The following is a 22,910-nucleotide window of genomic DNA, read 5'->3' as shown; positions in this document are numbered from 1 at the left end:
CGCTAGGGCACCGCATCGGGGGTCGGCCGCTCGTCGAGCACGAGCTGCAGCATGCTGAGGTCGAGCCACCGGCCGAACTTCGCGCCGACCTGCGGCATGCGACCCACCTCGCGGAACCCGAGGCGTTCGTGCAGGGCGATGGAGGCGGTGTTGCCGCTCTCGATACCGCCGATCATCACGTGCATCCCGTCGGTCCTGGCCCGGGCGATGAGCTCCCTCATGAGCGTCGTGCCGATGCCGCGGCCGCGCTGATCGCCGCGCACGTAGACGGAGTGCTCGACGGTGAGCCGGTAGCCGCTGTGCGGACGCCACTGCGCGTAGGACGCGTAGCCCACTACGCCGCTGTCGTCGGCGGCGACGATCACGGGGTAGCCGCGCGCGGTCCGGTCGGCGAGCCACGCCTCCCGGTCGGCGCGGTCCACGGCCTCCTCGTTCCAGATGGCGGTCGTGTGCACGACGGCGTGGTTGTGGATCTCGGTGATCGTGTCGAGGTCGGCGCTCTCGGCGGCCCGGAGGTGCACGGCGGTCATCGTCAGACGTGGATGTCGGCGGGGGAGGCCTCGCCCTCATGGAAGCTCGGCGTCCGGCCGAAGAGCTTCGCGATGCCGAGGACGATGCCGACGATCACGAGGCCCCAGACCAGTCCCGCGATCGCGGAGATGATCGTGTCGACCAGCCACACGACGAAGCCGCCGAGGGGCTCCAGTGCGTGCTCGACCGCGTGCAGCAGATCGGCGGGCGCGTGCAGCCCGACCTCGCCGAGGTTGATGAGCACCAGGTGGCCACCGACCCAGAGCATCGCGACGGTGCCGAGCACGCTGATGAAGCGGAAGACCGCGGGCATGGAGCGGACGATGCGGGTGCCGGTGTGCCGCACCCGCTGCACCGGGTTCTTCGCCATCTTCAGGCCGATGTCGTCGATCTTCACCAGGAGGGCCACGGCCCCGTACACCGCCACGGTCATGAGCACCGCGATCACGGCGAGGATCGCGAGGGTCGACCAGATGCCCAGGCCCTTGTCGAGGCTGGCGAGGGAGATGAGCATGATCTCGGTGGAGAGGATGAGGTCGGTGCGGACGGCGCCGAGCACGAGCTTCCTCTCGTCGCGAGCACCCTCGTCGGCGTGGCCGTGCTGCACGCCGAACCACTCCAGCACCTTCTCCGCGCCCTCGAAGCACAGGTAGGACCCGCCGAGGATGAGGAGGTACGGCAGCACCCACGGGGCGAACGCGGTGAGCAGCAGCGCGATCGGGATGATGATGACGAACTTGTTCACCAGCGACCCGAGAGCGATCTTGCCGACGACGGGGAGCTCACGCGCGGGCGTGATGCCCTGCACGTACTGCGGGGTCACGGCGGCGTCGTCGATGACGACGCCCGCGGCCTTCGCCGACGCCTTCATCGCGGCGCTCAGGATGTCGTCGACGACGGCGAGCAGTCCAACGGACATGCGGGTCCTCTTTCCGGGTGTGCGGTGCGGAGGCAACTCTATCGAGTGCGCGAAACTCCCAGCCCGCTCCCAGCCCCGCGGGACCAAAACGGGCCCGTCCCTGGTTCTCCTAGATGACGCCGCAGCCAGCGGCGTCGGACAAGGAGCCACTCATGTCGAACGACTACGGCAGGACCCCCGAGGCCGTCAGCGGTCTCACGAACTTGCAGTACGAGGTCACGCAGCAGGACGCCACCGAACCGCCCTTCCGCAACGCCTACTGGAACAACCACGACGACGGCATCTACGTCGACGTCGTCTCCGGGCAGCCGCTGTTCTCCTCCCGGGACAAGTACGACAGCGGTACCGGCTGGCCGAGCTTCACCCGTCCGATCGATGCCGACGCCGTCACGACGAAGACCGACCGCACGCTGTGGATGACCCGCACCGAGGCGCGATCCTCGGGGGCCGACAGCCACCTGGGTCACGTCTTCGACGACGGGCCCCGCGCCGAGGGCGGCTTGCGCTACTGCATGAACTCGGCCGCCCTCCGCTTCATCCCGGCGGAGGATCTCGAGAAGGAGGGGTACGGTCGCTACAGCCCCCTCTTCGCCACCGACACCAATGAGGAGCAGTCATGACCGACACCGGAACCATCACCCGCACCCCCGGGACCGAGACGGCCGTCCTCGCGGGCGGCTGCTTCTGGGGAATGGAAGACCTCATCCGTCGCCAGCCCGGGGTCATCGACACCCGCGTGGGCTACACGGGCGGGGAGAACGACCACGCCACCTACCGCAACCATCCCGGTCACGCGGAGGCCGTCGAGATCGTGTTCGACCCGAGTGCGACCACCTACCGCGACATCCTGGCGTTCTTCTTCCAGATCCACGACCCGTCGACCCTGAACCGTCAGGGCAACGACATCGGGTCGAGCTACCGGTCCGCGATCTTCCCGCTCACCCCCGAACAGGAGCAGGTCGCCCGCGACACGATCGCCGACGTCGATGCCTCCGGTCTCTGGCCGGGCAAGGCCGTCACGACGATCGAGCCCGCCGGCCCGTTCTGGGAGGCCGAGCCCGAGCACCAGGACTACCTGATCAAGTACCCGAACGGCTACACGTGCCACTTCCCCCGCGCCGGCTGGGTCCTGCCGAAGCGCGAGGACGCCACCGCCTGATTCCCGAGACCCCGCTTCCACGTCGAGACCCCCTCCCGCACACGCGTGCAGGAGGGGGTCTCCGCGCGTAGAGGGGTCTCGGCGGGGTCAGGATCCGGCGAAGAACGCGAGCGCGGCGTCCTTGAAGTCGCGCGAACCGGGGGCGTTGAAGTGGTGGCGGTTCGGAAGCTCGACGAAACGGGCGTCGGGAGCCGCGGCGGCCAGCGCGCGCGAGCCCTCGATGATCGCGTCCTTCGAGCCCGTCGCGAACAGCAGCGGCACGACCGGGGCGTCCGCGGGATCGGGGTCGATCGTCCCGGAGCCCCGAAGTCCCTCCGCCAGGGCGATGAGCGCACGCAGGTCGTTTCCCGGCACGCGCTCGGTGAGGGCGATGTAGTTCTGCGTCGTGCGGTCCTCGACCGGTGTCCCGTCGGCGATGTACGCGCGCACCTGGTCGAGGTCGAGGCGTGCGAGCGGGATGCCGTCGGGCACGCCGCCGAGCACCGCCCGGCCGATGCGATGCGGGAGCTTCCGCGCGACCTCCCAGCCCACGCGGGCGCCGAGGGAGTAGCCGAGGTAGAACGCGTCGTCGACGAGATACGTGTCCATGACGGTCTCGACGTCGGTCACGAGGTTCCGGATGGCGTACGCGTCGGACTCGTGCGGCTTGTCGCTCTGCCCGTGGCCCCGCTGGTCGAGAGCGAGCACGCGGTACCCGGCCCTGGTCAGCTCGCGCACCCAGCCGGTCAGCACCCAGTTGTCGCGGGCGCCCGAGGCGAAGCCGTGCACGGTCACCACGACGGGAGCGTCGAGCTCGCCCCACGTATAGGTCGCCAGTCGCGTGCCGTCCGCTGCGTAGACGTGCTGCGGGGCGGGCATCTCGGTCAGGTCGGAGAGGGGAACGGCCACCCGACCATCCTCCGCCCTCGGCGGGCGATCGGGACCGCTCACGAGCCCGAGTGCACGATGAGCCATCGTGCCACCGCGTCGGCGGTGCCCGTGTTGTGGATGCGGTGCGGCTGCGAACTCGCATAGCTGATCGAGTCGCCCGGGCGGAGGATCACCCGTTCCGCATCGAAGTCGATCGTCAGTTCGCCCGCGGTCACCGTGCCGACCTCGTACCCGTCATGCCGGAACAGCTCGCCGTCCTGGTGCGCCGCCGTTCCCGGCGGATACGTCGACTCGAAGTAGTCGATGCCGGGACACGGGACGGGGGAGAGCGGGCGGAGCGTCACGCCGCCGTCGAGCTCGACGGACGACGACTGTGCGGACCGCTGGAGGACGAAGCCTGCCTCCGCCACGGGGGCGGCGACCGGAGCCGGGAGAGTGGCGTCGTCGAACACCGTGGCGAGCGGCACCTCGAGCGCGTCGGCGATGGCGATCAGCCGAGAGATGCTCGGCTGCAGCACCCCGCGCTCGATCTGGGAGACAGCACTGGGCGAGATGTCCAGCGCTGTCGCGAGGGCGCGCGCCGACATGCCTCGGCGCGTGCGCAGGTGACGGACGCGCGCGCCGACGTGCAGCACGCGATCCTCCTCGGTGAGGGGGCTGTCGGGAGGGGGCATGTGCCGAGTCTAGAGACTCGCGATATCTCGGATCAAGCCATGACTTCACATTTCGCGACAAATGACACCATTTGTTAATTGACAGCTTCATTGCCATCACTCCGGCTGACGACCGCGGTTCGCCCTTGACGGAAGAAGAAGCCGTCCCGACGCGAAACCGCGGGGAGACGCCGAAACCCCCTCCCCGCGGTGTCGCGGGGAGGGGGTTTCGAGGAGAACCCGGGGTCTCGGGTCAGACGCGGTCGCGCAGGGCGGCGCCGAGCTCGGCGTCCACATTCGTCCAGTACTGGAAGAAGCGCTCGCGGATGGCGTCGACCGTGATCGAACGGCCCTGACCGGTCAGGACCTCCAGGAAGCGGGCGCGCTGCGGGCCGTCGAACACCTCGCGGTACAGCGTGCCGGCCTGACCGAAGTCGTCGTCCTCGGCGTGCAGCGTCGCGGCGGAGCGGGTGAGCTCGCCGTCCGCGGCCCAGTTGACCTCGACGCCCTTGACCGGGTCGGCCTCGGGGCCGCCCGCCGCACCGAACGAGTTCGGCTGGTACGTGCGGTGTGCCGCGTCGTTGTAGTGGTACCGCATCGACCCCTCGTGCTGGTAGTTGCGGGTCTCGGCGGCGTGCGGCTGGTTGACCGGCAGCTGGTTGTAGTTCGGGCCGATGCGGTGACGCTGGGCGTCCGGGTATGCGAACACGCGACCCATGAGCATCTTGTCGGGCGAGAGGCCCGTGCCGGGCACCTGGTTGCCCGGGGCGAAGCCGGCCTGCTCGATCTGCGCGAAGAAGTTCTCCGGGTTGCGGTTCAGGGTCAGCGTGCCGACCTTGATGCGCGGGTAGTCCTTCTTGGAGATCGTCTTGGTGAGGTCGAACGGGTTGAAGCGGTAGTCCTTCGCCTCGTCGTACGGCATGATCTGCACGTAGAGGTCCCACTTCGGGAAGTCGCCCTCGGAGATGGACTGGAACAGGTCGCGACGGTAGTGGTCGGCGTCGGATCCGGCCAGCTTCTCGGCCTCCTCCGGGCTCATCGCCTCGACGCCCTGGTGGGAGATGAAGTGGTACTTCACCCAGAACACCTCGCCGGCGGCGTTGACCCACGAGTAGGTGTGCGAGCCGTAGCCGTTCATGTGGCGCCAGCTGCGGGGCAGACCGCGCTCGCCCATGAGGTAGGTGACCTGGTGCGCGCTCTCGGGCGAGAGGGTCCAGAAGTCCCACTGCATGTCCGCGTCGCGCAGGCCCGAGTCGCCGAGGCGCTTCTGGGAGTGGATGAAGTCCGGGAACTTCATGGCGTCGCGGAGGAAGAAGGTCGGGGTGTTGTTGCCGACGATGTCGAGGTTGCCCTCGGTCGTGTAGAACCGCAGCGAGAAGCCGCGCACGTCGCGCCAGGTGTCGGGGGAGCCCTGCTCGCCGGCGACGGAGGAGAAGCGGATGAGCGTCTCGGAGGTGGCGCCCGGCTGGAACACGGCAGCGCTGGTGTACTGCGAGACGTCCTCGGTGACGACGAACTCGCCGAACGCGCCGCCGCCCTTGGCGTGCGGGTTGCGCTCCGGCACCCGCTCACGGTTGAAGGAGGCGATCTTCTCGACCAGGTAGTGGTCGTGCAGCACCGTGGGGCCGTCGGGGCCCACGGTCAGCGAGTGGGTGTCGCTCGCGATGGGCGTGCCCGCCTGCGTCGTCGTGGCCGGACGGGCCGCGTCGGTGGGGTTGGTCATGGTGTTCTCCTTCTGCGCGTGGGCATGCCGACCGACCCCGTCCGGAGAGGGGAGCGGCGGATGCTCCTATGCGGCGTTCTGGCAGCTGGGGCAGAGGCCCCAGAAGGTGACTTCAGCTGTCTGCACGGTGAAGCCCCCCGTCGAGGACGGGGTGAGACACGGCGCCTCGCCGACGACGCAGTCCACATCGCCGACCGCACCGCAGGAGGTGCAGACGACGTGGTGGTGGTTGTCGTCGATGCGCCGTTCGTACAGCGCCGCGGAGCCTGCCGGTTCGATCCGGCGGATGAGGCCCGCCGTCGTCAGGTCCGCGAGGATGTTGTGCACCGACTGGATCGACGTCGTCGGGAGCACGTCGGACACGGCGCGGTAGACCCGCTCCGCATCCGTATGGGCCATGGAGCCGAGCGCCTCGAGAACGGCGACGCGGCCCGCGGTCGCACGCAGCCCGGCGTCGCGCAACGCCGAGTCGAGTTCCGTCTCCATGCCCTCGACTCTACACGTTTTTTGAATGATTCAAAAGAGCATGCCGGGCGCGTCGCCGCGCTGTCAGACGAAGCGGACGGTCTGCTGGAGGCGGGTGCGGACATCGAACAGCTCGTTGCCCCCGATGGCCCGCGCGCCCGGCACACCCTGACGCAGCACCATCGCCAGGGCGCTGCGGCGCACCACGACGACCGGGACCCCGCGGGTGCTGCCCAGCGGGGTGACCGCCTGGGCGAGATCGTCGTCCGGGAGCACGACGATCGCACCGCCGAACTTCACCTTGGCCGCCTTCGCGACCGCGCGCATCCGTGCAAGGGCGGCGGTGACCGGTGCCCTCGTGCCGAGGCTCGGGCCGGTGATCTCCCCGCGGCGGAAGCCCACCACGCCCCCGAAGTCCTCGGACATGACGCCGTAGAGGCCGGAGGGGCTGAGCACGACGTGATCGAGCTTGTCCTCGGGGGTCTGCCCCGCGGCGACGTCGTGCCACACCGTGAAGCCCATCCCGAGGTCGGAGACCGTGCGGGCCGTGGCCTCCTCCGCGAGCGCGTCGGCGAGCAGCCGCCGGAGCTCCCGTGGGGCCGCGCGGACCAGGGCCGGGGCGTACGGATCGGGCACCTCGACCCCGTGACCCGCCCACTCGCGGATCAAGGAGAGGTAGCGCTCCCGGCGCCAGCCGCCGGGGTGCCCGTAGGAGCGGGCACGCGGGCGGGTGTCCGTCCGCGCGGCCTGCGGACGCCAGCCGCTCCATTCGCCGCCGTCGTCGGTCACGCCCGCGCGGCGGTCGTACGCGGCGCGGTCCTCCGCGGTGCCGATGAGCTCCCACGCCCGCTGCACCTGGATGAACACGGCGGCATCGCCGCCGGTGTCGGGATGCGTCTGCCGCAGTCGGAGCCGATACGCCCGACGGAGCTCGGCGTCGTCGACGGCCGGGTCCACGCCGAGGATCTCGTACGGCGAGGCTGAGAGCGGACTGTCGGACATCGCTCTCCTTCCGCGACCGCGGCGTCCAGGATAGCCGCCGCACGGTGTGCGCGCGCCGGGAGCGGGTCAGTCCGCGACGTCGACGATCCGCTCGACGCCGGCGACGGGAACCACCGTCCCGCCGGACGCGGCGGCGAGGTCGGCGGTCAGTCGGGGCAGTTCCGCTGCGGGCACCCACAGCTCCAGGCGCGCGGCGGCGCCGTACGCGGGGTCACCGAGCGTCGAGCCGTGGGAGGCCGCCCAGTCGCGGAGCAGATTGTCGTAGCGGCCGGCATCGGCATGCGGCACCTCGACCGTCGCCTGGGTGAGCGCCGCCCGACGCACGAGGGCGGCGCGGTCGAGCGTCTCGGAGACGGCGAACGAGTAGGCGCGGATGAGGCCGCCCGCCCCGAGCTTCACCCCGCCGAAGTACCGGGTCACCACCGCGACGACGTCGGTGAGGCCGCGGCGCCGCAGCACCTCGAGCATCGGGACGCCGGCGGTGCCGGAGGGTTCGCCGTCGTCCGAGGAGCGCGCCTGGTCGCCGTGCAGCCCGGTGACCATCGCGGTGCAGTTGTGGTTCGCGTCCCACGCACGTTTCCGGATCGTCGCGATGACGGCCTCGGCCTCGGCCACCGACGACACCGGTGCGACATGGGTGAGGAAGCGCGACTTCCGGATCACGAGCTCGTGGTCGACGGCCGCCGCGATCGTCGCCGGAAACGGGTGCGGAGTCGACATCGGCCTCAGAATACCTTCGAACCGGGTCGACCGAACGATGGAGGCGGACCGCGGCCCGGCGGACGAGAATGTCAGCATGCCGACCGGAGACACCGCCGAGCCCGACCTCCCGGGAGGGCGGCTCGGAGTGCGCGGACGCTCGTGGGGGCGCCTGGTCGCCTCGCTCCGGATCGGCCAGGCCGTCATCACCGTCGTACTCACGGTCGTCGGCGTCCTCCGCTCGCTCGCCGACGGGCTCCCGGTGCCGGGTCTGCTCGCGATCGCCCTCGCCTTCCTCGGCTGGTACGGCGGCGGCCTCCTGCTCTCCTCCCGGACGGACGACCGCGCTCTCGCCGCGGGCTGGCTTCTCGGACTCACGGTGATCTGGCTCGCCGCCGTGGCGCTGTCGCCGGAGTTCGTCTGGCTCGCGTTCTCGTTGTGGCTGCTCGCCGGCTTCCTGCTGCGACTGCGCGGGGCCGTGCTGCTCAGCATCCTCATCCTCGTCGTGGTCATCGTCGCGCCCCTGCTGCACACCGGGACGACCACGTACGCGAACGTGATCGGGCCGTTGGTGGGCGGTCTCTTCGCGCTCGGGATCTCCCGCGGCTATCTCGAGCTGGTCCGCGACGGGCGGGAGCGGCGGCGGCTCATCGCCTCCCTCGTCGCCACGCAGCAGGAGATGGCGGCCCTCCAGGACGAGCTCGCCCGCACCCAGCGGGAATCCGGCGCTGCCGCCGAGCGCACCAGGGTCTCGCGCGACATCCACGACACGGTCGCCCAGAGCCTGTCGTCCATCGTCCTGCTGGCCCGGTCGGCGCAGGAGCACGAGGAGGGCCGGGGGCGGGCGCTGGCGCAGATCGGGGCGCTCGCCGCGGAGGGGCTCGCCGATGCCCGGCGCATCGTGGACGATCTCATGCCCGCCGAGCTCGACGGCTCCGCGCTGAGCGAGGCCCTCGCCCGCATGGTGGACCGCCTGGCGGCCGAGACCGGGATCGCGACCGCCTTCCACGCCGACGAGGAGCTGCCCGCACTCGGCCTCGACGCGGAGGTCGCCCTGCTGCGGACGGCGCAGTCCGCGCTCGCCAACGTGCGCAGCCACGCCGGCGCCACTCGCGTGGTGGTGACGCTGGCGGACGCCGGCGACGCGGTGCGGCTGGACGTGGTGGATGACGGGCGTGGCTTCGACCCGTCCCGGCTGGAGTCGCCGGGGCCGGGCGGAGGGTACGGTCTGCGGGCGATGCGGGCCCGGCTGCGCGAGCTCGGCGGCGGCCTCGACGTGGAGAGCGCCCCCGGAGACGGCGCCGCCCTCTCCGCTCACCTGCCCCTCGGGGGCCGGTCGTGACCCCCGTGCGGATCCTGCTCGTCGACGACCACCCCATCGTGCGCGCCGGCGTCCGTTCGCTGTTCGACCACCGCGACGACGCCGAGGTCGTGGGCGAGGCGGCGTCCGGGGAGGAGGCTGTCGCGCTCGCCCGTCATCTGCGCCCCGACGTCGTCCTCTGCGATCTCCGGCTGGGGGCGGGAATGGACGGGGTGCAGACGACGGCCGCACTCCGCGCCCTCGACCCGGCCCCGGCGGTGCTCCTGCTCACGACGTTCGACCGCGACGCCCAGATCCTCGGCGCGATCGAGGCGGGCGCGGCCGGGTACCTGCTCAAGGACGTCGACCCGGAGGACATCATCCGGGCGGTGCGTCAGGCCGCATCCGGCGGGCAGGTGCTGACGCCGGAGCTGACCGCGCGCGTCGGGCGGGCTCTCCGCGCCCCGCGGGTGCAGCTCACGGGGCGCGAGCTCGACGTGCTCCGGCTGCTCGACACCGGCGCCTCGAACCGGGAGATCGCGAAGGCGCTGTTCGTGACCGAGGCGACGGTGAAGACCCACCTCGTGCACGTCTTCGAGAAGCTCGGGGCCGACAGCCGCGCGAAGGCGGTCGCGATCGCCCGGGACACCGGTCTGCTCTGACCCATCCGTCTCAACCGTTCGATGGATCCTCGGCGCGGGTCCCGCGACGAGGCTGGAGGCAGACAGAAAGGACACTCATGCGCAGGCTCTTCACCGCCGCGTTCGCCTCCATGCTGGTGGGCGTCGCCTCCGGACTCTTCTACCGCGAGTTCACCAAGATCAACGGCTTCCCGGAGGGGGCGCCGACGCAGCTCGGACTCGTGCACACGCATCTGCTCGTGCTGGGCTTCGTCGTCTTGCTCGTGGTGATGCTGCTGGAGAAGGCGTTCGCACTGTCGGAGAGCCGCCTGTTCGGCTGGTTCTTCTGGACCTACACGGCCGGGCTCGTGCTGACCTCCGCGATGCTCGTCTGGCACGGCTGCCTCACGGTGCTCGGCCAGGAGTCGACGAAGATGATCGCCGGCATCGCGGGCGTGGGGCACATGCTGCTCGCCGCCGGCATGGTGCTGCTGTTCCTCGCGCTCCGCCCTCGCGTGTTCGGCCCGAAGGCCGCGGCCCGGGAGCGCGCGACCCTCGAGTCGGTGGCCTGAGGCGACCTAGTCGGCCGGGATCGAGTCGTCGCGCATGTACGCGATGTGCGCGGCGTGACGCTGCAGGTGATGCGGGGACTTGCGCACGAACAGCCACGCGACGATGAGGATCGCGAACCAGATGGGCGTCACGAGCAGCGCGATCAGGGTGTCCGGCTGGGTGGTCAGCGCCCAGAGGATGAACAGGAAGAACGCGAGCACCACGAAGACCATGAACACGCCGCCCGGCATCTTGAACGCCGAGGTCGCCGCCTTCTCCGGGCGACGGCGCCGGTAGACGAGGTAGCTGCACAGGAAGATCGTCCACACGAACATGAAGCAGACGGCCGACACCGTGGTGACCATCTCGAACGCCGTGCCGATGTCTTTGCCCGCGTAGAGCAGGACGACGCCGGACAGCAGCAGGATGCAGGACAGGAACAGGGCGTTCTGCGGGACGCGGCGCTTCGAGAGCCGGCCGAACAGGCGAGGGGCGTCGCCGTCCTGCGCCAGTCCGAACACCATGCGCGACGTGGAGTAGATGCCGGAGTTCGCGCTGGACATCGCCGAGGTGAGCACCACGAGGTTGACGACGGTGGCGGCGATGCCGAGGCCCGCGAGGGCGAACATCGCGATGAAGGGACTCTCACCGGCGACGTACTCGGTCCACGGGGTCACGGACATGAGGATGATGAGCGCGCCGACGTAGAACAGCAGGACGCGGATGGGGATGGCGTTGATGGCCTTCGGCAGGTTGCGCGTCGGGTCCTTGGTCTCTGCGGCGGCGGTGCCGACGAGCTCGATGCCGACGAAGGCGAACACGGCGATCTGGAAGCCGGCGACGAAGCCGAGGAAGCCGTGCGGGAACATGCCGCCGTGATCCCACAGGTTGGCGAAGCTGGCGGTGCCGGCGTCGTGGGAGAAGCCGGTGAGGATCATCACCAGGCCGGTGACGATGAGGGCGACGATCGCGACGATCTTGATGAGGGCGAACCAGAACTCCATCTCGCCGAAGGCCGCGACGGTGGGGAGGTTGAGCGCGAGGAGGATCACGACGACGAGCAGGCCGGGGATCCACAGCGGGACGCCCGGGATGAGCGCGTCGGTGTATCCCGCGATCGCGATCACGTCGGCCACCCCCGTGACCACCCAGCAGAACCAGTAGGTCCATCCGGTGAAGAAGCCGGCCCACGGGCCGAGGAGGTCGCTCGCGAAGTCGCTGAACGACTTGTACTTGAGGTTCGACAGCAGCAGCTCGCCCATCGCTCGCATGACGAAGAACAGCATGAACCCGATGATCATGTAGACGAAGATCACGGATGGTCCGGCGACGGAGATCGTCTTGCCGCTGCCCATGAACAGGCCGGTGCCGATGGCCCCGCCGATGGCGAGCAGCTGGATGTGCCGGTTGCTGAGCGCGCGCCGCAGGTGCTCCTCGCCTTCGGCTCCGGTCTGCCCCTGGCGGATCGCCCCCGTGTCTTCCTTCGTCACGCTCTTCTCCTCCGGTCCTCGTCGACGCCGTCGCCCCACTCGCGGGCGGCGATTGATGCAGAGTAACCACCGCGGTGCGCTCGCCCGAAATCGAGGAGCGGCGACCGGTATTCCGTCGGTGGGTGTTCCCTCGGGCCGAAACGATTCGATAAACTGGGCGCACCCCCGATCCACCCCCACTTTCCCTGCGAGCCCACTCCTTCATGGCCACCACCCTCACCACGGGCCGCCCGTGGCGCGTCATCCTCGCCTTCGCGATCCCGCTCCTGCTCGGCAACGTCGTGCAGCAGCTCTACCAGTTCGCCGACGCGATCGTCGTCGGACGCCACCTCGGCGTCCAGTCGCTCGCCGCCGTCGGCGCCACGGGAAGCCTCCTCTTCCTCCTCCTCGGCTTCGCGTGGGGCCTCACGAGCGGTTTCGCGATCCCGATCGCCCAGGCCTTCGGTGCGCGCGACGACGCCGCGGTGCGCCGCTCGGTCGCGACCGGCGTGCTCCTCAGCGGCATCACCAGCGTCGTCCTGACGGTGGTCGCCCCCCTCATCGCGGGACCCATCCTCGCGCTGCTGCAGACGCCGCCCGAGCTCATGGCCGAGGCCACGGTGTTCACGCAGATCAGCTTCCTCGGCGCGGGCGCGACGATGTTCTTCAACTACCTCTCCGCGATCATCCGCGCGATCGGCGACTCCAAGACGCCGCTGGTCTTCCTCACGGTGTCGTGCGCGCTGAACGTCGGCCTCGTGGTGCTCATGGTCGGCCCGCTGGAATGGGGCGTCGCGGGGGCCGCGCTCGCGACCGTCGTCGCGCAGGCCGTCTCGGTGATCCTCTGCCTGGACTTCGTGCGCCGGCGGCTGCCGATGCTCCACCTGCGCCGCGCGGACTGGCGCATCTCCCGCTCCGACATCGCCGACCATCTGCGCCTCGGCCTCCCCATGGGATTCCAGGCCTCGATCATCGCGATCGGAACGCTCACCGTGCAGGTCGCGCTGAACACCCTCGGCGCCGACGCGGTCGCCGCCTACACGACCGCGTCCCGCGTCGACAGCCTGGCGGTCGCCCTGCTCTCCTCGCTCGGACTCGCCGTGTCGATGTACGCCGCCCAGAACCACGGCGGGCGCCGCCCCGACCGCATCCGCCGCGGCGTCGTCGAGGCGACCTGGATGGCCGTCGCGGCCGCCGTCGTGCTCGGCGGGCTGCTGATCGCCTTCGGTGCCCCCATGGTGCGGCTCTTCGTCGGCGACGGCTCCGACGACGTCGTCGCCATGGCGCACCGCATGCTCATCATCAACGGCTGCGGCTACTGGGCGCTCGGCATGCTCTTCGTCCTGCGCGGGGCGCTGCAGGGCCTCGGCCACACGCTCGTGCCCACGGTGACCGGGGTGATCGAGCTCGTGATGCGCGTCGTGGCCGCGGTGGTCCTCGGTGCCCTGATCGGCTTCGACGGCGTCGCCCTCAGCAACCCGCTCGCCTGGGTCGGGGCGATCGTGCTCCTCGTGCCGGCGTACGTCCGCGCGCACCGCGCTCTGGCCACCCAGCCGGTGGCCCCGGCCGAGGCCACCGAGACGTCCGCCATCGCGATCGTCGGACCGTCCGACGGATCCATGGTCGTCGACGCCGTCGTCACCCGCCCGGTCCGTGTCGTGCGGCCGCGTCGCCTCCGGTGGCCGGTCCGGCGCTGATCCGCGGATATCCGCCGGAAGGATGACCCGGATCGGACTTGAGACGGATGGGTTCCTGGCGAGACACTTCTAATGTCGAAGGTGCGGAGGGGTTCCGCCGGACGGGGGGTCGTCATGACGACATTGGGAGTGGCCAGGGATCTGGCCTCGGTCCTGGTACCGATGGGGTACGTGGGCGCGGCGCTGGCCGTGGTCTGCGCGATCGTGGCCGCGATCGCGATCATCCGCGGGGCCGGCGGTCTCGCCGGGGGTTCGGTCGGGCTGTGGATCGTGGCCGCGCTGATGAGCTTCACCGCGAGCTTCGGGAACCAGTGGCTCCCGCTGATCGTGTCGGGGGCGGCGCTGGTGGGCATGCTCGTGATCGGAGGGATCGTGCGGGCGATGCTGTCGGCCGGGGGCATCGAGCCCCGACCGCGGGCCGCGCGTACCGAGGCGGCGCCGGCGACCACGACCACGACCACCGCGACGCTCAAGACCGGCTCGACCGCGACGCCCACGGCGCCGGTCGCGATCGTCTCCTAGCGCTCAGCGGTAGTCGCGGTCGCGGTGCTGCCGCGCCTCGTCGCCCGCCGCCACGCGGGCGCTCTCGCGCGCCCGCAGCTCGACGCGACGGATCTTTCCGGAGATCGTCTTCGGCAGCTCCGGGACGAACTCGATGATGCGCACCCACAGGTGCGACGAGAGCCGTTCGTGGGCGTAGCCGAACACCGCCCGGGCGGCCGCCGCCTCATCCGCCCCCGCCTCCGGGGTCAGGCACACGTACGCCTTCGGTACGGCCAGGCGGGTGGGGTCGGGGCTCGGGATCACCGCGGCCTCGACGACGAGTTCGTGCTCCAGCAGCACCGACTCGAGCTCGAACGGCGAGATCTTGTAGTCGGAGGCCTTGAACACGTCGTCCGAGCGGCCGACGTAGGTGAGGTAGCCGTCGGCATCCCGCACGGCGATGTCGCCCGTGTGGTGGAAGCCCCCGGCCCGCGACTCCGCGGTCTTCTCCGGGTCGTCGTAGTACCCGGCCATGAGGCCCAGCGGCGGCTGCGCGAGGTCGAGGGCGATCTCTCCCTCACCGTCCACGACCTCCCCGGTCACCGGGTCCAGCAGCACCACCGGGTACCCCGGCAGCGGGCGGCCCATCGAGCCGACCTTCACCGGCTGCCCGGGGGAGTTGCCGATGCACGCCGTCATCTCCGTCTGTCCGAAGCCGTCGCGGATCGTGCCGCCCCAGGCCTCGCGCACCCGGTCGATGACCTCGGGGTTGAGTGGCTCGCCTGCGCCGACCAGCTCGCGCGGCGGATGCGCCAGCCGCGACAGATCGGCCTGGATGAGCATGCGCCAGACCGTCGGCGGGGCGCAGAACGTCGACACGTGGTGGGTGTCCATGACCTCCATGAGGGTGTTCGCGTCGAAGCGGTCGTAGTTGTAGACGAACACCGTCGCCTCGGCCAGGAACGGCGAGTAGAAGCTCGACCAGGCGTGCTTGGCCCAGCCGGGCGAGGAGATGTTGAGGTGCACGTCGTCGGGGCGGACGCCGAGCCACCACATCGTCGACAGATGGCCGACCGGGTACGACACGTGCGTGTGCTGCACGAGCTTGGGCCGGTTCGTCGTCCCGGAGGTGAAATACAGCAGCGCCGTGTCACCGGCGGGGGTCGGGCCATCGGGGACGAACTCCTCCGGCGCGGCGGCCGCGTCCGCGAACCGCTTCCAGTCCGCGGGGACCGTCGCGCCGACGCCGATGCGGAGCACGGCGGGGTCGATGTCCTCGAGGCGGTCGGCGAGGGTGCCGAGGGTGACGACCGCGCCCGCGCGGCCGTGCTCGATGCGGTACGCGAGGTCGGACGCCGAGAGCAGCGTCGACGTGGGGATCGAGACCGCGCCCAGTTTCGTGATCGCGAGCATCACCTCCCACAGCTCGATCGTGTTGTTGAGCATGACGATCACGTGGTCGCCCCGGCCGATGCCGAGGCCGCGGAGCCACGCGGCCACCTGGTCGGAGCGCGCGGAGAGCTCGCCGTAGGTCCAGGAGCGGAGGCTCAGGTCGGCCTCCACGATCTGCACAGCCGGGCGGTCGGGGTTCTCCCCGGCGACGACGTCGAACCACTCGAGCGCGAAGTTGAAGGCGCTCAGGCGGGGCCAGGCGAAGTCGCGGCGTGCGGCGTCGTAGTCCGTGGCGTGTGTGAAGAGGAGATCCCTCATCTCGCGGATCGCTTCGGTGGCGGGGGTGGCGCGACGGCTCATGATGCTCCTTTGCAGCGGCGTCCCTCCATCCTGCCCCCTCGTTCAGCGGGGGAGGAAACCGGTCCCGTCGCGCAGCTCGAACACGAGCTGGGTCTCGGTGCCGCGGACCACCGGATGCACGGTGATGTGCTCGAGCACGATGTCGCGCAGGGCCGTCGCATCCTGGACGGCCACATGCACGAGGAAATCGTCCACGCCCGCGACATGGAACACCTGGAGCGCGCGCGGGATCGCGACGAGCGCGTCGAAGAGCGCGGTCACCTTCGGCCCGGTGTGATGCGCGAGGCGGACCTTGATGATGGCCTGCAGCGGGTAGCCGAGGGCGGAGCCGTCGAGGCGGACGCGCGTGTCGCGGATCACGCCCCGGTCCCGCAACGCGCGGATGCGGTGCGCGCAGGTGGACTCCGCCAGGCCGAGGCGATGCGCCAGCGCCTTGTTGGTGACCGTCGCGTCCCGACTGAGGGCGGCGAGCAGCTCCAGGTCGATCTCGTCGAGTTGCGCTTTCGCCAACGTGTCCTCCTTGATGGGGCCGGATCTTGCACAGAATAGCGAGCATCGTCGATTCGGCAAGCTGTTCTGTCGCAGATCAGCGCGAACGTCGCGATTCCGCCACCGTGGAAGGATGACCGTTCCGCTGCATCCCGACACCGTCGCCGTCCACAGCGGCCGGGCCGACCTCGAGGCGCTCGGGGTCCACGCCCTGCCGATCGACCTCTCCACGACCAACCCGCTGCCCGACGTCGAGCGTGGCGGCGAGTCGTACGAGGCGATGGCCACCGGCGGCCGTCCGCCCCAGGACGGCAGCATGGTCTACGCCCGGCTCTGGAACCCGACCGTGGCGCGCTTCGAGGACGCGCTCGCCGAGCTCGAGCACGCCGAGGCCGCCGTCGCCTTCGGCTCCGGGATGGCGGCGATGACCGCGGTGATCCTCGCGCACACCGGGGCCACCGGGTCCCGGCACGTCGTCGCCGTGCGCCCGCTCTACGGCGGGACCGACCACCTGCTCGGCTCCGGACTGCTCGGCGTGGAGACGACGTACTGCGGGCCCGATGAGGTCGCCGCCGCCCTCCGGCCCGACACCGGGCTCATCGTCGTCGAGACCCCGGCGAATCCGACCCTCGAGGTCGCGGACATCGCGGACGTGGTGCGTCAGGCGGGCGTGGTGCCGGTGGTGGTCGACAACACGTTCGCGACCCCCGTGCTGCAGAATCCCCTCGACCACGGGGCGGCGATGGCGCTGCACAGCGCGACGAAGTACCTCGGCGGCCACGGTGATGTCATCGCCGGCGTCGTCGCCTGCGACGAGAGGACCGCGGAGGCGCTGCGCCGCGTGCGTGCGGTGACCGGGGGGCTCCTGCACCCGCTCGGCGCGTATCTGCTGCACCGTGGTCTCACGACGCTGCCGGTCCGTGTGCGGCACCAGCAGGAGAGTGCGCGCCGCATCGTGCAGTGGCTGGTCGACCGGCGCGAGGTCGCCGAGGTCTTCTATCCCGGACTCGACGGGGATCCCCGGGGGATCCTCGGCCGTCAGCTGCGCGGGCCGGGCGCGATGATCGCTCTGCGGCTCCGGGGCGGCTACGCGGCGGCCGCGGCGGTGGCGGGCGCGACCCGCCTCTTCACGCACGCCGTCTCGCTCGGGGGTGTGGACTCCCTCATCCAGCACCCCGCCGCGCTCACGCACCGCCCGGTGCCCGCGGAGGCGCGTCCCGCCGCCGACGTCCTGCGCTTGTCCGTCGGCCTCGAGAACGTCGACGACCTCCTCGCCGACCTCGCGGACGCCTTCGCCACCCTCCCCGACCCACCCCTTTCCGTGCGACCCACCCCGGAAAGTGCGTCACATATGGGGGTGGCTCGCACATAAGGGGCCGGGGCGGCGATTGTGTGAGGACGACAAGAAACTGAGTCTCGGCCGACCTGAGACTTAGTGCCCGGCGGCAAAACCGGCGGGTCGCGGAGGGTGCGGGCCTACAGTCGCGGGTGGCAACGACGCCACTGACCTCGGGAGTCCTCAATGACGAGTGAAAAGACCCACGCGCACGGCCTCGGCATGCGCATCGCCGCGATCGCCCTCAGCCTCCTGCTGGCGGCGATGGTGCTGCTGTTCTTCGCCACCATGAGCAAGGTCGCGGCGGGCGCGTCCGAGCTCGCCGACGGCACGATTACGGCGCACGGCGGATCCGCCGACCTCGCCGCCGGCGCCGCGGATCTCGCCGCCGGCGCGGACGAATTGGCGGCGGGCACGCAGGATCTCGCGGCCGGTGCGGCGACCGCGCAGGAGGGCTCGGAGAAGCTCAGCGACGGCGCGACCACGGCCGCGGCGGGCGCCGCCACGCTCGCCGAAGGCGCCGACAGCCTGGCGGCCGGAGCCGCCACCGCCCTCGACGGCGCCGGCCGGGTGAGCGGCGGCGCACAGACGGCGCTCGCCGGATCGCAGGAGCTCGCCGCGAAGATGGCGACGGCGGACGCCGGGGCGCGCACGCTCGTCGACGGTGCCACCACGCTGGCCGCGGGGGTCGACGGCGCCCACCGCTATGCGAACGGCGTGCTCGCGGGAGCGACGACCCTGAGCGACACCCTGCGCGCCGGGGTGAACGCCGATGTGCAGAAGCTCGCCCATCCCGACACGCAGGCCGTGCTGACGGGTGTCGCCACGACGGCTCCCGGCAACGCGCGCACCCTCGCGGCCGGCCTCCAGAACCTCCTCGCCGCCGACCCCCAGAACGCACAGCTCCAGCAGCTCGCGACGCTCGCGGCGGGCGTCGAGAAGCAGGTGGGGGCGCTCGCCGCGCCGGCTGCCGCCGCGCCGGGGCTGGCCCAAGGGCTCATCGGCGCGGCCGACGGCTCCGCGCGCGTCACGGCGGGCGTCGGCGCGCTCATCAACGGCGACTCGTCGATGGGGTGGCCGGGGACCGTGGCGCTGGTGTCGCCGAAGGGGGCTCCCGCGCTCGTCGCCGGAGCGCGGACGCTGCAGGACGGCACCGCCCGCCTCGCGGCGGGAGCAGCGGACCTCTCGGCCGGGCTGCAGACGCTCTCGATCGGGGCGTCGGCCCTGCACTCCGGCACCGCGGACCTCAGTGCGGGAGCGGCCCGGCTCGACGACGGCGCCGGCTCGCTGGCGACCGGCGTCGGCGCCCTGCAGACCGGTGCCGGCGACCTCCGCTCCGGCATGAGCGAGCTCCGCACCGGTGCCGAGGCGGTGGCCGAAGGCTCCGGCACACTCGCGACCGGAAGCGCGATGCTCGATGCCGGTGCCGCGGATCTCGCGGACGGCAACGGTCGCATCGCGGACGGCTCCGGCACGCTCGCGGCGGCGACCGCGGGAGCCGCGCCTTCCCTGCTCCCGTGGATCCTCGGGATCGGTCTCGTCGGGCTGATCGCGGTCGGATTCTGGATCGGCCACCGCGTCACCCACCGCTGACCGTCGTCGACCCACCCCCTTCCGCGCGACCCACCCCGCAAAGTGCGTTACGCAAGGGGGTGGGTCGTCTCCAAGGGGGTGGGTCGACGGGTGAAAGGTCAGCGCTTCGGAAGGGCGATCGTGCCGGTCGCGATGCGCTCCGTCGGCATGCGGTCGCGGTCGTAGGTGATCTCGTCGTAGCCGTGCGGGGTGGGCAGGCCGTCCTCGCCGATGCTGACGAACACGATCTCGTCGATGGTCAGGATGCGCTTCCTCGTGATCATGTTGCGCGCGACGGCGCGCATCGTGAGCGACGTCGTCCCGAAGCGCGTCGCCTGGAGGCCGATCTCGATGAGGTCGCCCTGCACGGCGGAGGCCTCGAATGTGATCGCGGAGATGTGCCGGGTGACGACCCGATAGTTGCCGAGCTGCACGATCGCGTAGATCGCCGCCTCCTCGTCGATCCACTTCAACAGGCTCCCGCCGAACAGGGTGCCGTTCGCGTTGAGGTCCTCCGGCCGGACCCACTTGCGGGTGCGGAAGTTCAGGCCGTCCTCGGACTGCCATGCGGGTGCTTTCTGTTTCGCCATGCCCCCGAGGCTAGGCGGGCTGTGCGTCGGCGGTGTTACGTCGCGTTTTCCGGCGGGTGCACGGCCGCGCCGCTCACAGCGGATCTGCTCCGGGCGGATTCCCGCACCCGCGCCGCCGACCCGTCGGAGGCTGGGGGCATGAGCGAAGACACCCCCCTCCCGCAGTTCGGCCCCGAGGCGCGGCGCGCGCTGTTCCACGAACGCGTGCTCGTGCTCGACGGGGCCCTCGACGACGACAACGGCACGCTGCTGATGACGCAGCTCCTCACCCTCTCGGCGGAGGACCCGACGGCCGACATCGCCCTCTGGATCCACTCGCCCGGCGGCTCCGTGCCGTCGATGCTCGCGATCCGCGACCTCATGCACCTCATCCCGAACGACGTCTCCACCCTCGCTCTCGGACTCGCCTGCAGCGCCGGGCAGTTCCTGCTGTCCGCCGGCGCGAAGGGCAAACGGCGCGCGCTCCCGCACGCCCGCATCCTCATGCATCAGGGGTCGGCGGGCATCGGCGGCTCCGCGGTGGAGATCGAGGCGCAGGCCGACGACCTCCGGCACATGCGTGACACCGTCCTCGGACTCATCGCCGCCGACACCGGCCAGCCGCCGGAGCGGATCTTCGAGGACTCGCTCCACGACCGCTGGTACACGGCGGTCGAGGCGCAGACCTACGGGTTCATCGACGGGATCGTGCAGTCGTCCGACGAGATCCTGCCCCGACGACGGGCGCGGGTCGGGCTGGGGGCGGACGCATGAGCGGCTACACGATCCCGAACGTGATCGCGCAGCATCCGCGCGGCGAGCGCGTCATGGACGTCTACTCGCACCTGCTCGCGGAACGCGTCATCTCCCTCGGCACCGGCATCGACGCGGGGGTGGCCAATGCGCTCATCGCGCAACTCCTGCACCTCGACGCCGACAGCCCGGAGACCGGCGTCCAGTTCTACATCAACAGCGAAGGCGGGGATCCGGGGGCCGCGCTGGCGATCTACGACACCATGCAGCACATCCGTCCGCGGATCGCGACGACGTGCGTCGGCCAAGCCATCGGCCCGGCGGCGCTGCTCGTCGCGGCGGGAGCGACGGGGGAGCGGGCGGCCCTCGCCCACGCGCGCATCGTGCTGCATCAGCCGGCCGGGCAGTCACGCGGGGCGATCCCGGACCTCATCCTCGCGGCCGACGAGGTCGTGCGGGTGCGCGCGGACATGGAGACGGTCCTTGCCCGGCACAGCGGGCGTTCGCTGGCGGAGCTCCGCGCCGACACCGACCGGGACCGGGTCTTCACCGCCGCCGGCGCTCTCGAGTACGGCCTCATCGACACCGTCCTCGGCCCGCGCGATCCGGACGCACGATGACGTGACGGGTGCACGACGGATTCCCGGAAACCGTCGTGCACCCGGACCCGGGTCGTGCAGGTGGAACGGGGCCCCGGGTCGTGCACCCGGACCCGGGTCGTGCGGGTGAAACGGGTCAGGCGGCGAGGGCGAAGGCGCCGCGGGAGGCGGAGACCACGGCCGTCCTCGGGGCGGCCTGTCGGAGATCGTCGGCGACGGCGCTCGTAAGATCGATGAGGGTGGAGTCCAGCGCGCCGGCGATCGCGGCGATCATCTCGCTCGACGGCTCCTTGCGACCGCGCTCCACCTCGGAGAGGTACTGCGGCGAGACGCCGGCCTTCTCCGCGGTCTCGGTGAGCGTCTCGCCGCGCTCATGACGTCGCCGCCGGAGCTGGTCGCCGAGCAGTTCGCGCCACAGCGGTTCGGGGCCGTTCGACGGAGGACGGACGGGACGCGGGGCGCGGGGGAACGGGACGATGTCGGCCATGCCTCACGATACGTCGCGGGCTCCGGCGCGATCGAGACGTTCTGCTCAGAGCAGAACGCGGTCAGAGCGCCGCCGTCACGCCGGGGAGCAGCGTGCCCAGGATGTCCTGCAGGCGCTCCCGATCCTCGGCGGACAGCGGGTCGAGGATGAGCTCGCGGATCTGCGCAACATGGACGGGCGCGGCGGCGCGGAGCATCTCCCGGCCCGCGGGGGTCAGCGTCGCGGACAGGGTGCGCTTGTCCGTGCTGCACGAGGTCCGCGCCACCCAGCCGCGCTCTTCGAGGGAGTCCAGGGCATGGCTCAGCCGCGACCGGCTGAGCCCGGCGATGCGCGCGAGCTCGGTCATCGTGACGGCGCCCTCGCCCTGACCGGCGAGCGTGACGAGGATCGCGTAGCGGGCGTGGTTGAGCCCCACCTCGTCCTTCAGCGCCCGATCGAGCACCTGGGGGAGCAGCTGCACGAACCGGATGATCGGCAGCCAGGTCGCCAGCTCCTCGTCGTCGAGTCGCCGCGGGTGCCGCGTCTCGGTCATGTCGTCCTCCCCGGGGGTCACGCCGCCGTCAGGTCGATCGTGTGAGCCGTGTGATCGCGCTTCGCCTGCAGGTAGCGCGAGTTCGCCTCGGACAGGTGCACCTCCGTGCGCACCCGCTCCGTGACGCGGATGCCGAGGGCGTCGAGCTGGGCCGCCTTGTCGGGGTTGTTGCTGAGCAGACGGATGCTGTCGGCGCCCAGGGCCCGCAGCATCTGTGCCGCGACGGTGTAGTCCCGCTCGTCCTCGCCGTGTCCGAGTGCCACGTTCGCCTCGTAGGTGTCGAGGCCGGAGTCCTGCAGCGCGTAGGCGTCGAGCTTGGCGTACAGGCCGATGCCGCGCCCCTCCTGGCGCAGGTAGAGGAGGAATCCGCCCTCGGCGGCGATCCGCTCGACGGCCTCCCGCAGCTGGGGTCCGCAGTCGCAGCGCTCGGAACCGAACACGTCGCCCGTGAGGCACTCGCTGTGCGGCCGGACGAGCGGGGCGTCGCCGCCGTCGGCCGCCCGGGCGAGGGCGGCCTGCCAGTCGCCGAGGCCGAGCAGGAGGTGCTCTCGTCCGTCCACGAGGCCGTCGAAGGTGACGACGTCGGCGGTGGTGGCGAAACCGTCCGCGAAGCGCAGGGGCACCCGCACCCGGGTGCGTTCGACGGCGACCGTTGAAGTTTCAATCATGTGAGGGGAAA

Annotated in this window: 26 protein-coding genes; 11 read left to right on the top strand and 15 right to left on the bottom strand. The window is 71.2% G+C overall.

Annotated elements, in window-relative coordinates:
* Nucleotides 1-2 precede the first annotated feature (2 nt).
* Together KAF39_RS04030 and KAF39_RS04025 are read right to left on the bottom strand one after the other, a co-directional pair.
* On the bottom strand, nt 3-530 hold the full coding sequence (locus KAF39_RS04030) for a GNAT family N-acetyltransferase (protein ID WP_210676070.1): 528 nt from the start codon (nt 528-530) through the stop codon (nt 3-5).
* Between the two features lie 2 nt (nt 531-532).
* The gene (locus KAF39_RS04025) at nt 533-1,450 is read right to left on the bottom strand and encodes a DUF808 domain-containing protein (RefSeq protein WP_210676069.1); all 918 of its coding nucleotides are present in this window, start codon (nt 1,448-1,450) and stop codon (nt 533-535) included.
* A 152-nt stretch (nt 1,451-1,602) separates the two neighbouring features.
* Here KAF39_RS04025 and msrB point away from each other — a divergent pair, with 152 nt between their 5' ends.
* Together msrB and msrA are read left to right on the top strand one after the other, a co-directional pair.
* A complete protein-coding gene (msrB, locus tag KAF39_RS04020) occupies nt 1,603-2,070 on the top strand; it encodes a peptide-methionine (R)-S-oxide reductase MsrB (protein WP_210676068.1) in 468 nt (155 codons plus the stop codon).
* Complete coding sequence (gene msrA, locus KAF39_RS04015; protein ID WP_025102782.1) at nt 2,067-2,609, top strand: peptide-methionine (S)-S-oxide reductase MsrA; 543 nt, start codon at nt 2,067-2,069, stop codon at nt 2,607-2,609. The genes msrB and msrA overlap by 4 nt, the downstream gene beginning before the upstream one ends.
* An 87-nt stretch (nt 2,610-2,696) precedes the next feature.
* Here the strand turns inward: msrA and KAF39_RS04010 are convergent, their stop codons facing one another.
* From KAF39_RS04010 to KAF39_RS03985, 6 genes are all read right to left on the bottom strand, one after another.
* The gene (locus tag KAF39_RS04010; protein ID WP_210676067.1) at nt 2,697-3,497 is read right to left on the bottom strand and encodes an alpha/beta fold hydrolase; all 801 of its coding nucleotides are present in this window, start codon (nt 3,495-3,497) and stop codon (nt 2,697-2,699) included.
* 38 nt (nt 3,498-3,535) lie between these two features.
* Nucleotides 3,536-4,153, bottom strand: a complete 618-nt coding sequence (locus KAF39_RS04005; protein WP_210676066.1) for a helix-turn-helix domain-containing protein — start codon at nt 4,151-4,153, stop codon at nt 3,536-3,538.
* A gap of 232 nt (nt 4,154-4,385) precedes the next feature.
* Entirely contained in the window at nt 4,386-5,855 is a 1,470-nt protein-coding gene (locus tag KAF39_RS04000) for a catalase (RefSeq protein WP_210676065.1), read from the bottom strand.
* Between the two features lie 66 nt (nt 5,856-5,921).
* Nucleotides 5,922-6,341 carry a Fur family transcriptional regulator gene (locus KAF39_RS03995; protein ID WP_025102779.1) on the bottom strand — a complete coding sequence of 140 codons (420 nt, stop codon included), beginning with the start codon at nt 6,339-6,341 and terminating at the stop codon, nt 5,922-5,924.
* 63 nt (nt 6,342-6,404) lie between these two features.
* Nucleotides 6,405-7,322 carry a DnaJ domain-containing protein gene (locus KAF39_RS03990; RefSeq protein ID WP_210676064.1) on the bottom strand — a complete coding sequence of 306 codons (918 nt, stop codon included), beginning with the start codon at nt 7,320-7,322 and terminating at the stop codon, nt 6,405-6,407.
* A 66-nt stretch (nt 7,323-7,388) separates the two neighbouring features.
* Nucleotides 7,389-8,042 carry a YigZ family protein gene (locus KAF39_RS03985; protein WP_210676063.1) on the bottom strand — a complete coding sequence of 218 codons (654 nt, stop codon included), beginning with the start codon at nt 8,040-8,042 and terminating at the stop codon, nt 7,389-7,391.
* Between the two features lie 76 nt (nt 8,043-8,118).
* Between KAF39_RS03985 and KAF39_RS03980 the strand changes: the two genes are divergently transcribed.
* The 3 genes from KAF39_RS03980 (at nt 8,119) to KAF39_RS03970 (ending at nt 10,513) form a co-directional block, all read left to right on the top strand.
* Complete coding sequence (locus tag KAF39_RS03980; RefSeq protein ID WP_210676062.1) at nt 8,119-9,363, top strand: sensor histidine kinase; 1,245 nt, start codon at nt 8,119-8,121, stop codon at nt 9,361-9,363.
* Nucleotides 9,360-9,983, top strand: coding sequence for a response regulator transcription factor (locus tag KAF39_RS03975; RefSeq protein ID WP_210676061.1), 624 nt, complete (start codon nt 9,360-9,362; stop codon nt 9,981-9,983). The genes KAF39_RS03980 and KAF39_RS03975 overlap by 4 nt, the downstream gene beginning before the upstream one ends.
* A 77-nt stretch (nt 9,984-10,060) precedes the next feature.
* Nucleotides 10,061-10,513: a DUF2871 domain-containing protein gene (locus KAF39_RS03970; protein WP_210676060.1), complete on the top strand. Its 453-nt coding sequence runs from the start codon at nt 10,061-10,063 to the stop codon at nt 10,511-10,513.
* 6 nt (nt 10,514-10,519) lie between these two features.
* Here the strand turns inward: KAF39_RS03970 and cycA are convergent, their stop codons facing one another.
* Nucleotides 10,520-11,983: a D-serine/D-alanine/glycine transporter gene (gene cycA, locus KAF39_RS03965; protein ID WP_307805054.1), complete on the bottom strand. Its 1,464-nt coding sequence runs from the start codon at nt 11,981-11,983 to the stop codon at nt 10,520-10,522.
* Between the two features lie 203 nt (nt 11,984-12,186).
* Between cycA and KAF39_RS03960 the strand changes: the two genes are divergently transcribed.
* Entirely contained in the window at nt 12,187-13,659 is a 1,473-nt protein-coding gene (locus tag KAF39_RS03960) for an MATE family efflux transporter (RefSeq protein ID WP_210676059.1), read from the top strand.
* 114 nt (nt 13,660-13,773) lie between these two features.
* Nucleotides 13,774-14,181 (top strand): hypothetical protein, encoded by a 408-nt coding sequence (locus KAF39_RS03955; protein ID WP_210676058.1) that lies wholly within the window; start codon nt 13,774-13,776, stop codon nt 14,179-14,181.
* A 3-nt stretch (nt 14,182-14,184) separates the two neighbouring features.
* Here the strand turns inward: KAF39_RS03955 and KAF39_RS03950 are convergent, their stop codons facing one another.
* Both KAF39_RS03950 and KAF39_RS03945 read right to left on the bottom strand, forming a co-directional pair.
* Entirely contained in the window at nt 14,185-15,894 is a 1,710-nt protein-coding gene (locus KAF39_RS03950) for an AMP-binding protein (protein WP_210676057.1), read from the bottom strand.
* 42 nt (nt 15,895-15,936) lie between these two features.
* Nucleotides 15,937-16,404, bottom strand: a complete 468-nt coding sequence (locus tag KAF39_RS03945; RefSeq protein WP_210676056.1) for an Lrp/AsnC family transcriptional regulator — start codon at nt 16,402-16,404, stop codon at nt 15,937-15,939.
* A gap of 112 nt (nt 16,405-16,516) precedes the next feature.
* On the opposite strand from KAF39_RS03945, the gene KAF39_RS03940 reads away from it, so the two are divergent.
* Nucleotides 16,517-17,755 (top strand): PLP-dependent aspartate aminotransferase family protein, encoded by a 1,239-nt coding sequence (locus KAF39_RS03940; protein WP_210676055.1) that lies wholly within the window; start codon nt 16,517-16,519, stop codon nt 17,753-17,755.
* 150 nt (nt 17,756-17,905) lie between these two features.
* Nucleotides 17,906-19,312 carry a hypothetical protein gene (locus KAF39_RS03935; protein ID WP_210676054.1) on the top strand — a complete coding sequence of 469 codons (1,407 nt, stop codon included), beginning with the start codon at nt 17,906-17,908 and terminating at the stop codon, nt 19,310-19,312.
* A gap of 98 nt (nt 19,313-19,410) precedes the next feature.
* Here KAF39_RS03935 and KAF39_RS03930 read toward each other — a convergent pair whose 3' ends face one another.
* Nucleotides 19,411-19,881 carry an acyl-CoA thioesterase gene (locus KAF39_RS03930; RefSeq protein WP_210676053.1) on the bottom strand — a complete coding sequence of 157 codons (471 nt, stop codon included), beginning with the start codon at nt 19,879-19,881 and terminating at the stop codon, nt 19,411-19,413.
* A gap of 138 nt (nt 19,882-20,019) precedes the next feature.
* On the opposite strand from KAF39_RS03930, the gene KAF39_RS03925 reads away from it, so the two are divergent.
* Together KAF39_RS03925 and KAF39_RS03920 are read left to right on the top strand one after the other, a co-directional pair.
* Nucleotides 20,020-20,634, top strand: coding sequence for a ClpP family protease (locus KAF39_RS03925; RefSeq protein WP_210676052.1), 615 nt, complete (start codon nt 20,020-20,022; stop codon nt 20,632-20,634).
* Nucleotides 20,631-21,233 carry a ClpP family protease gene (locus tag KAF39_RS03920; RefSeq protein ID WP_210676051.1) on the top strand — a complete coding sequence of 201 codons (603 nt, stop codon included), beginning with the start codon at nt 20,631-20,633 and terminating at the stop codon, nt 21,231-21,233. Before KAF39_RS03925 ends, KAF39_RS03920 begins: the two co-directional genes overlap by 4 nt.
* Nucleotides 21,234-21,348: 115 nt before the next feature.
* Here KAF39_RS03920 and KAF39_RS03915 read toward each other — a convergent pair whose 3' ends face one another.
* The 3 genes from KAF39_RS03915 to ribA all read right to left on the bottom strand — a co-directional run bounded on the left by KAF39_RS03915 (nt 21,349) and on the right by ribA (nt 22,899).
* The gene (locus KAF39_RS03915; protein ID WP_210676050.1) at nt 21,349-21,699 is read right to left on the bottom strand and encodes a helix-turn-helix domain-containing protein; all 351 of its coding nucleotides are present in this window, start codon (nt 21,697-21,699) and stop codon (nt 21,349-21,351) included.
* Nucleotides 21,700-21,760: 61 nt separating this feature from the next.
* On the bottom strand, nt 21,761-22,231 hold the full coding sequence (locus tag KAF39_RS03910) for a MarR family winged helix-turn-helix transcriptional regulator (protein ID WP_210676049.1): 471 nt from the start codon (nt 22,229-22,231) through the stop codon (nt 21,761-21,763).
* Nucleotides 22,232-22,248: 17 nt separating this feature from the next.
* The gene (gene ribA / locus KAF39_RS03905; protein ID WP_210676048.1) at nt 22,249-22,899 is read right to left on the bottom strand and encodes a GTP cyclohydrolase II; all 651 of its coding nucleotides are present in this window, start codon (nt 22,897-22,899) and stop codon (nt 22,249-22,251) included.
* Between the last annotated feature and the right edge of the window lie 11 nt (nt 22,900-22,910).

The organism is Microbacterium sp. BLY, from assembly GCF_017939615.1.
Taxonomy (GTDB): Bacteria; Actinomycetota; Actinomycetes; order Actinomycetales; family Microbacteriaceae; genus Microbacterium.
The sequence above is the reverse complement of the archived record's forward strand: the minus strand, read 5'-3'. Positions and strand labels throughout refer to the sequence as shown.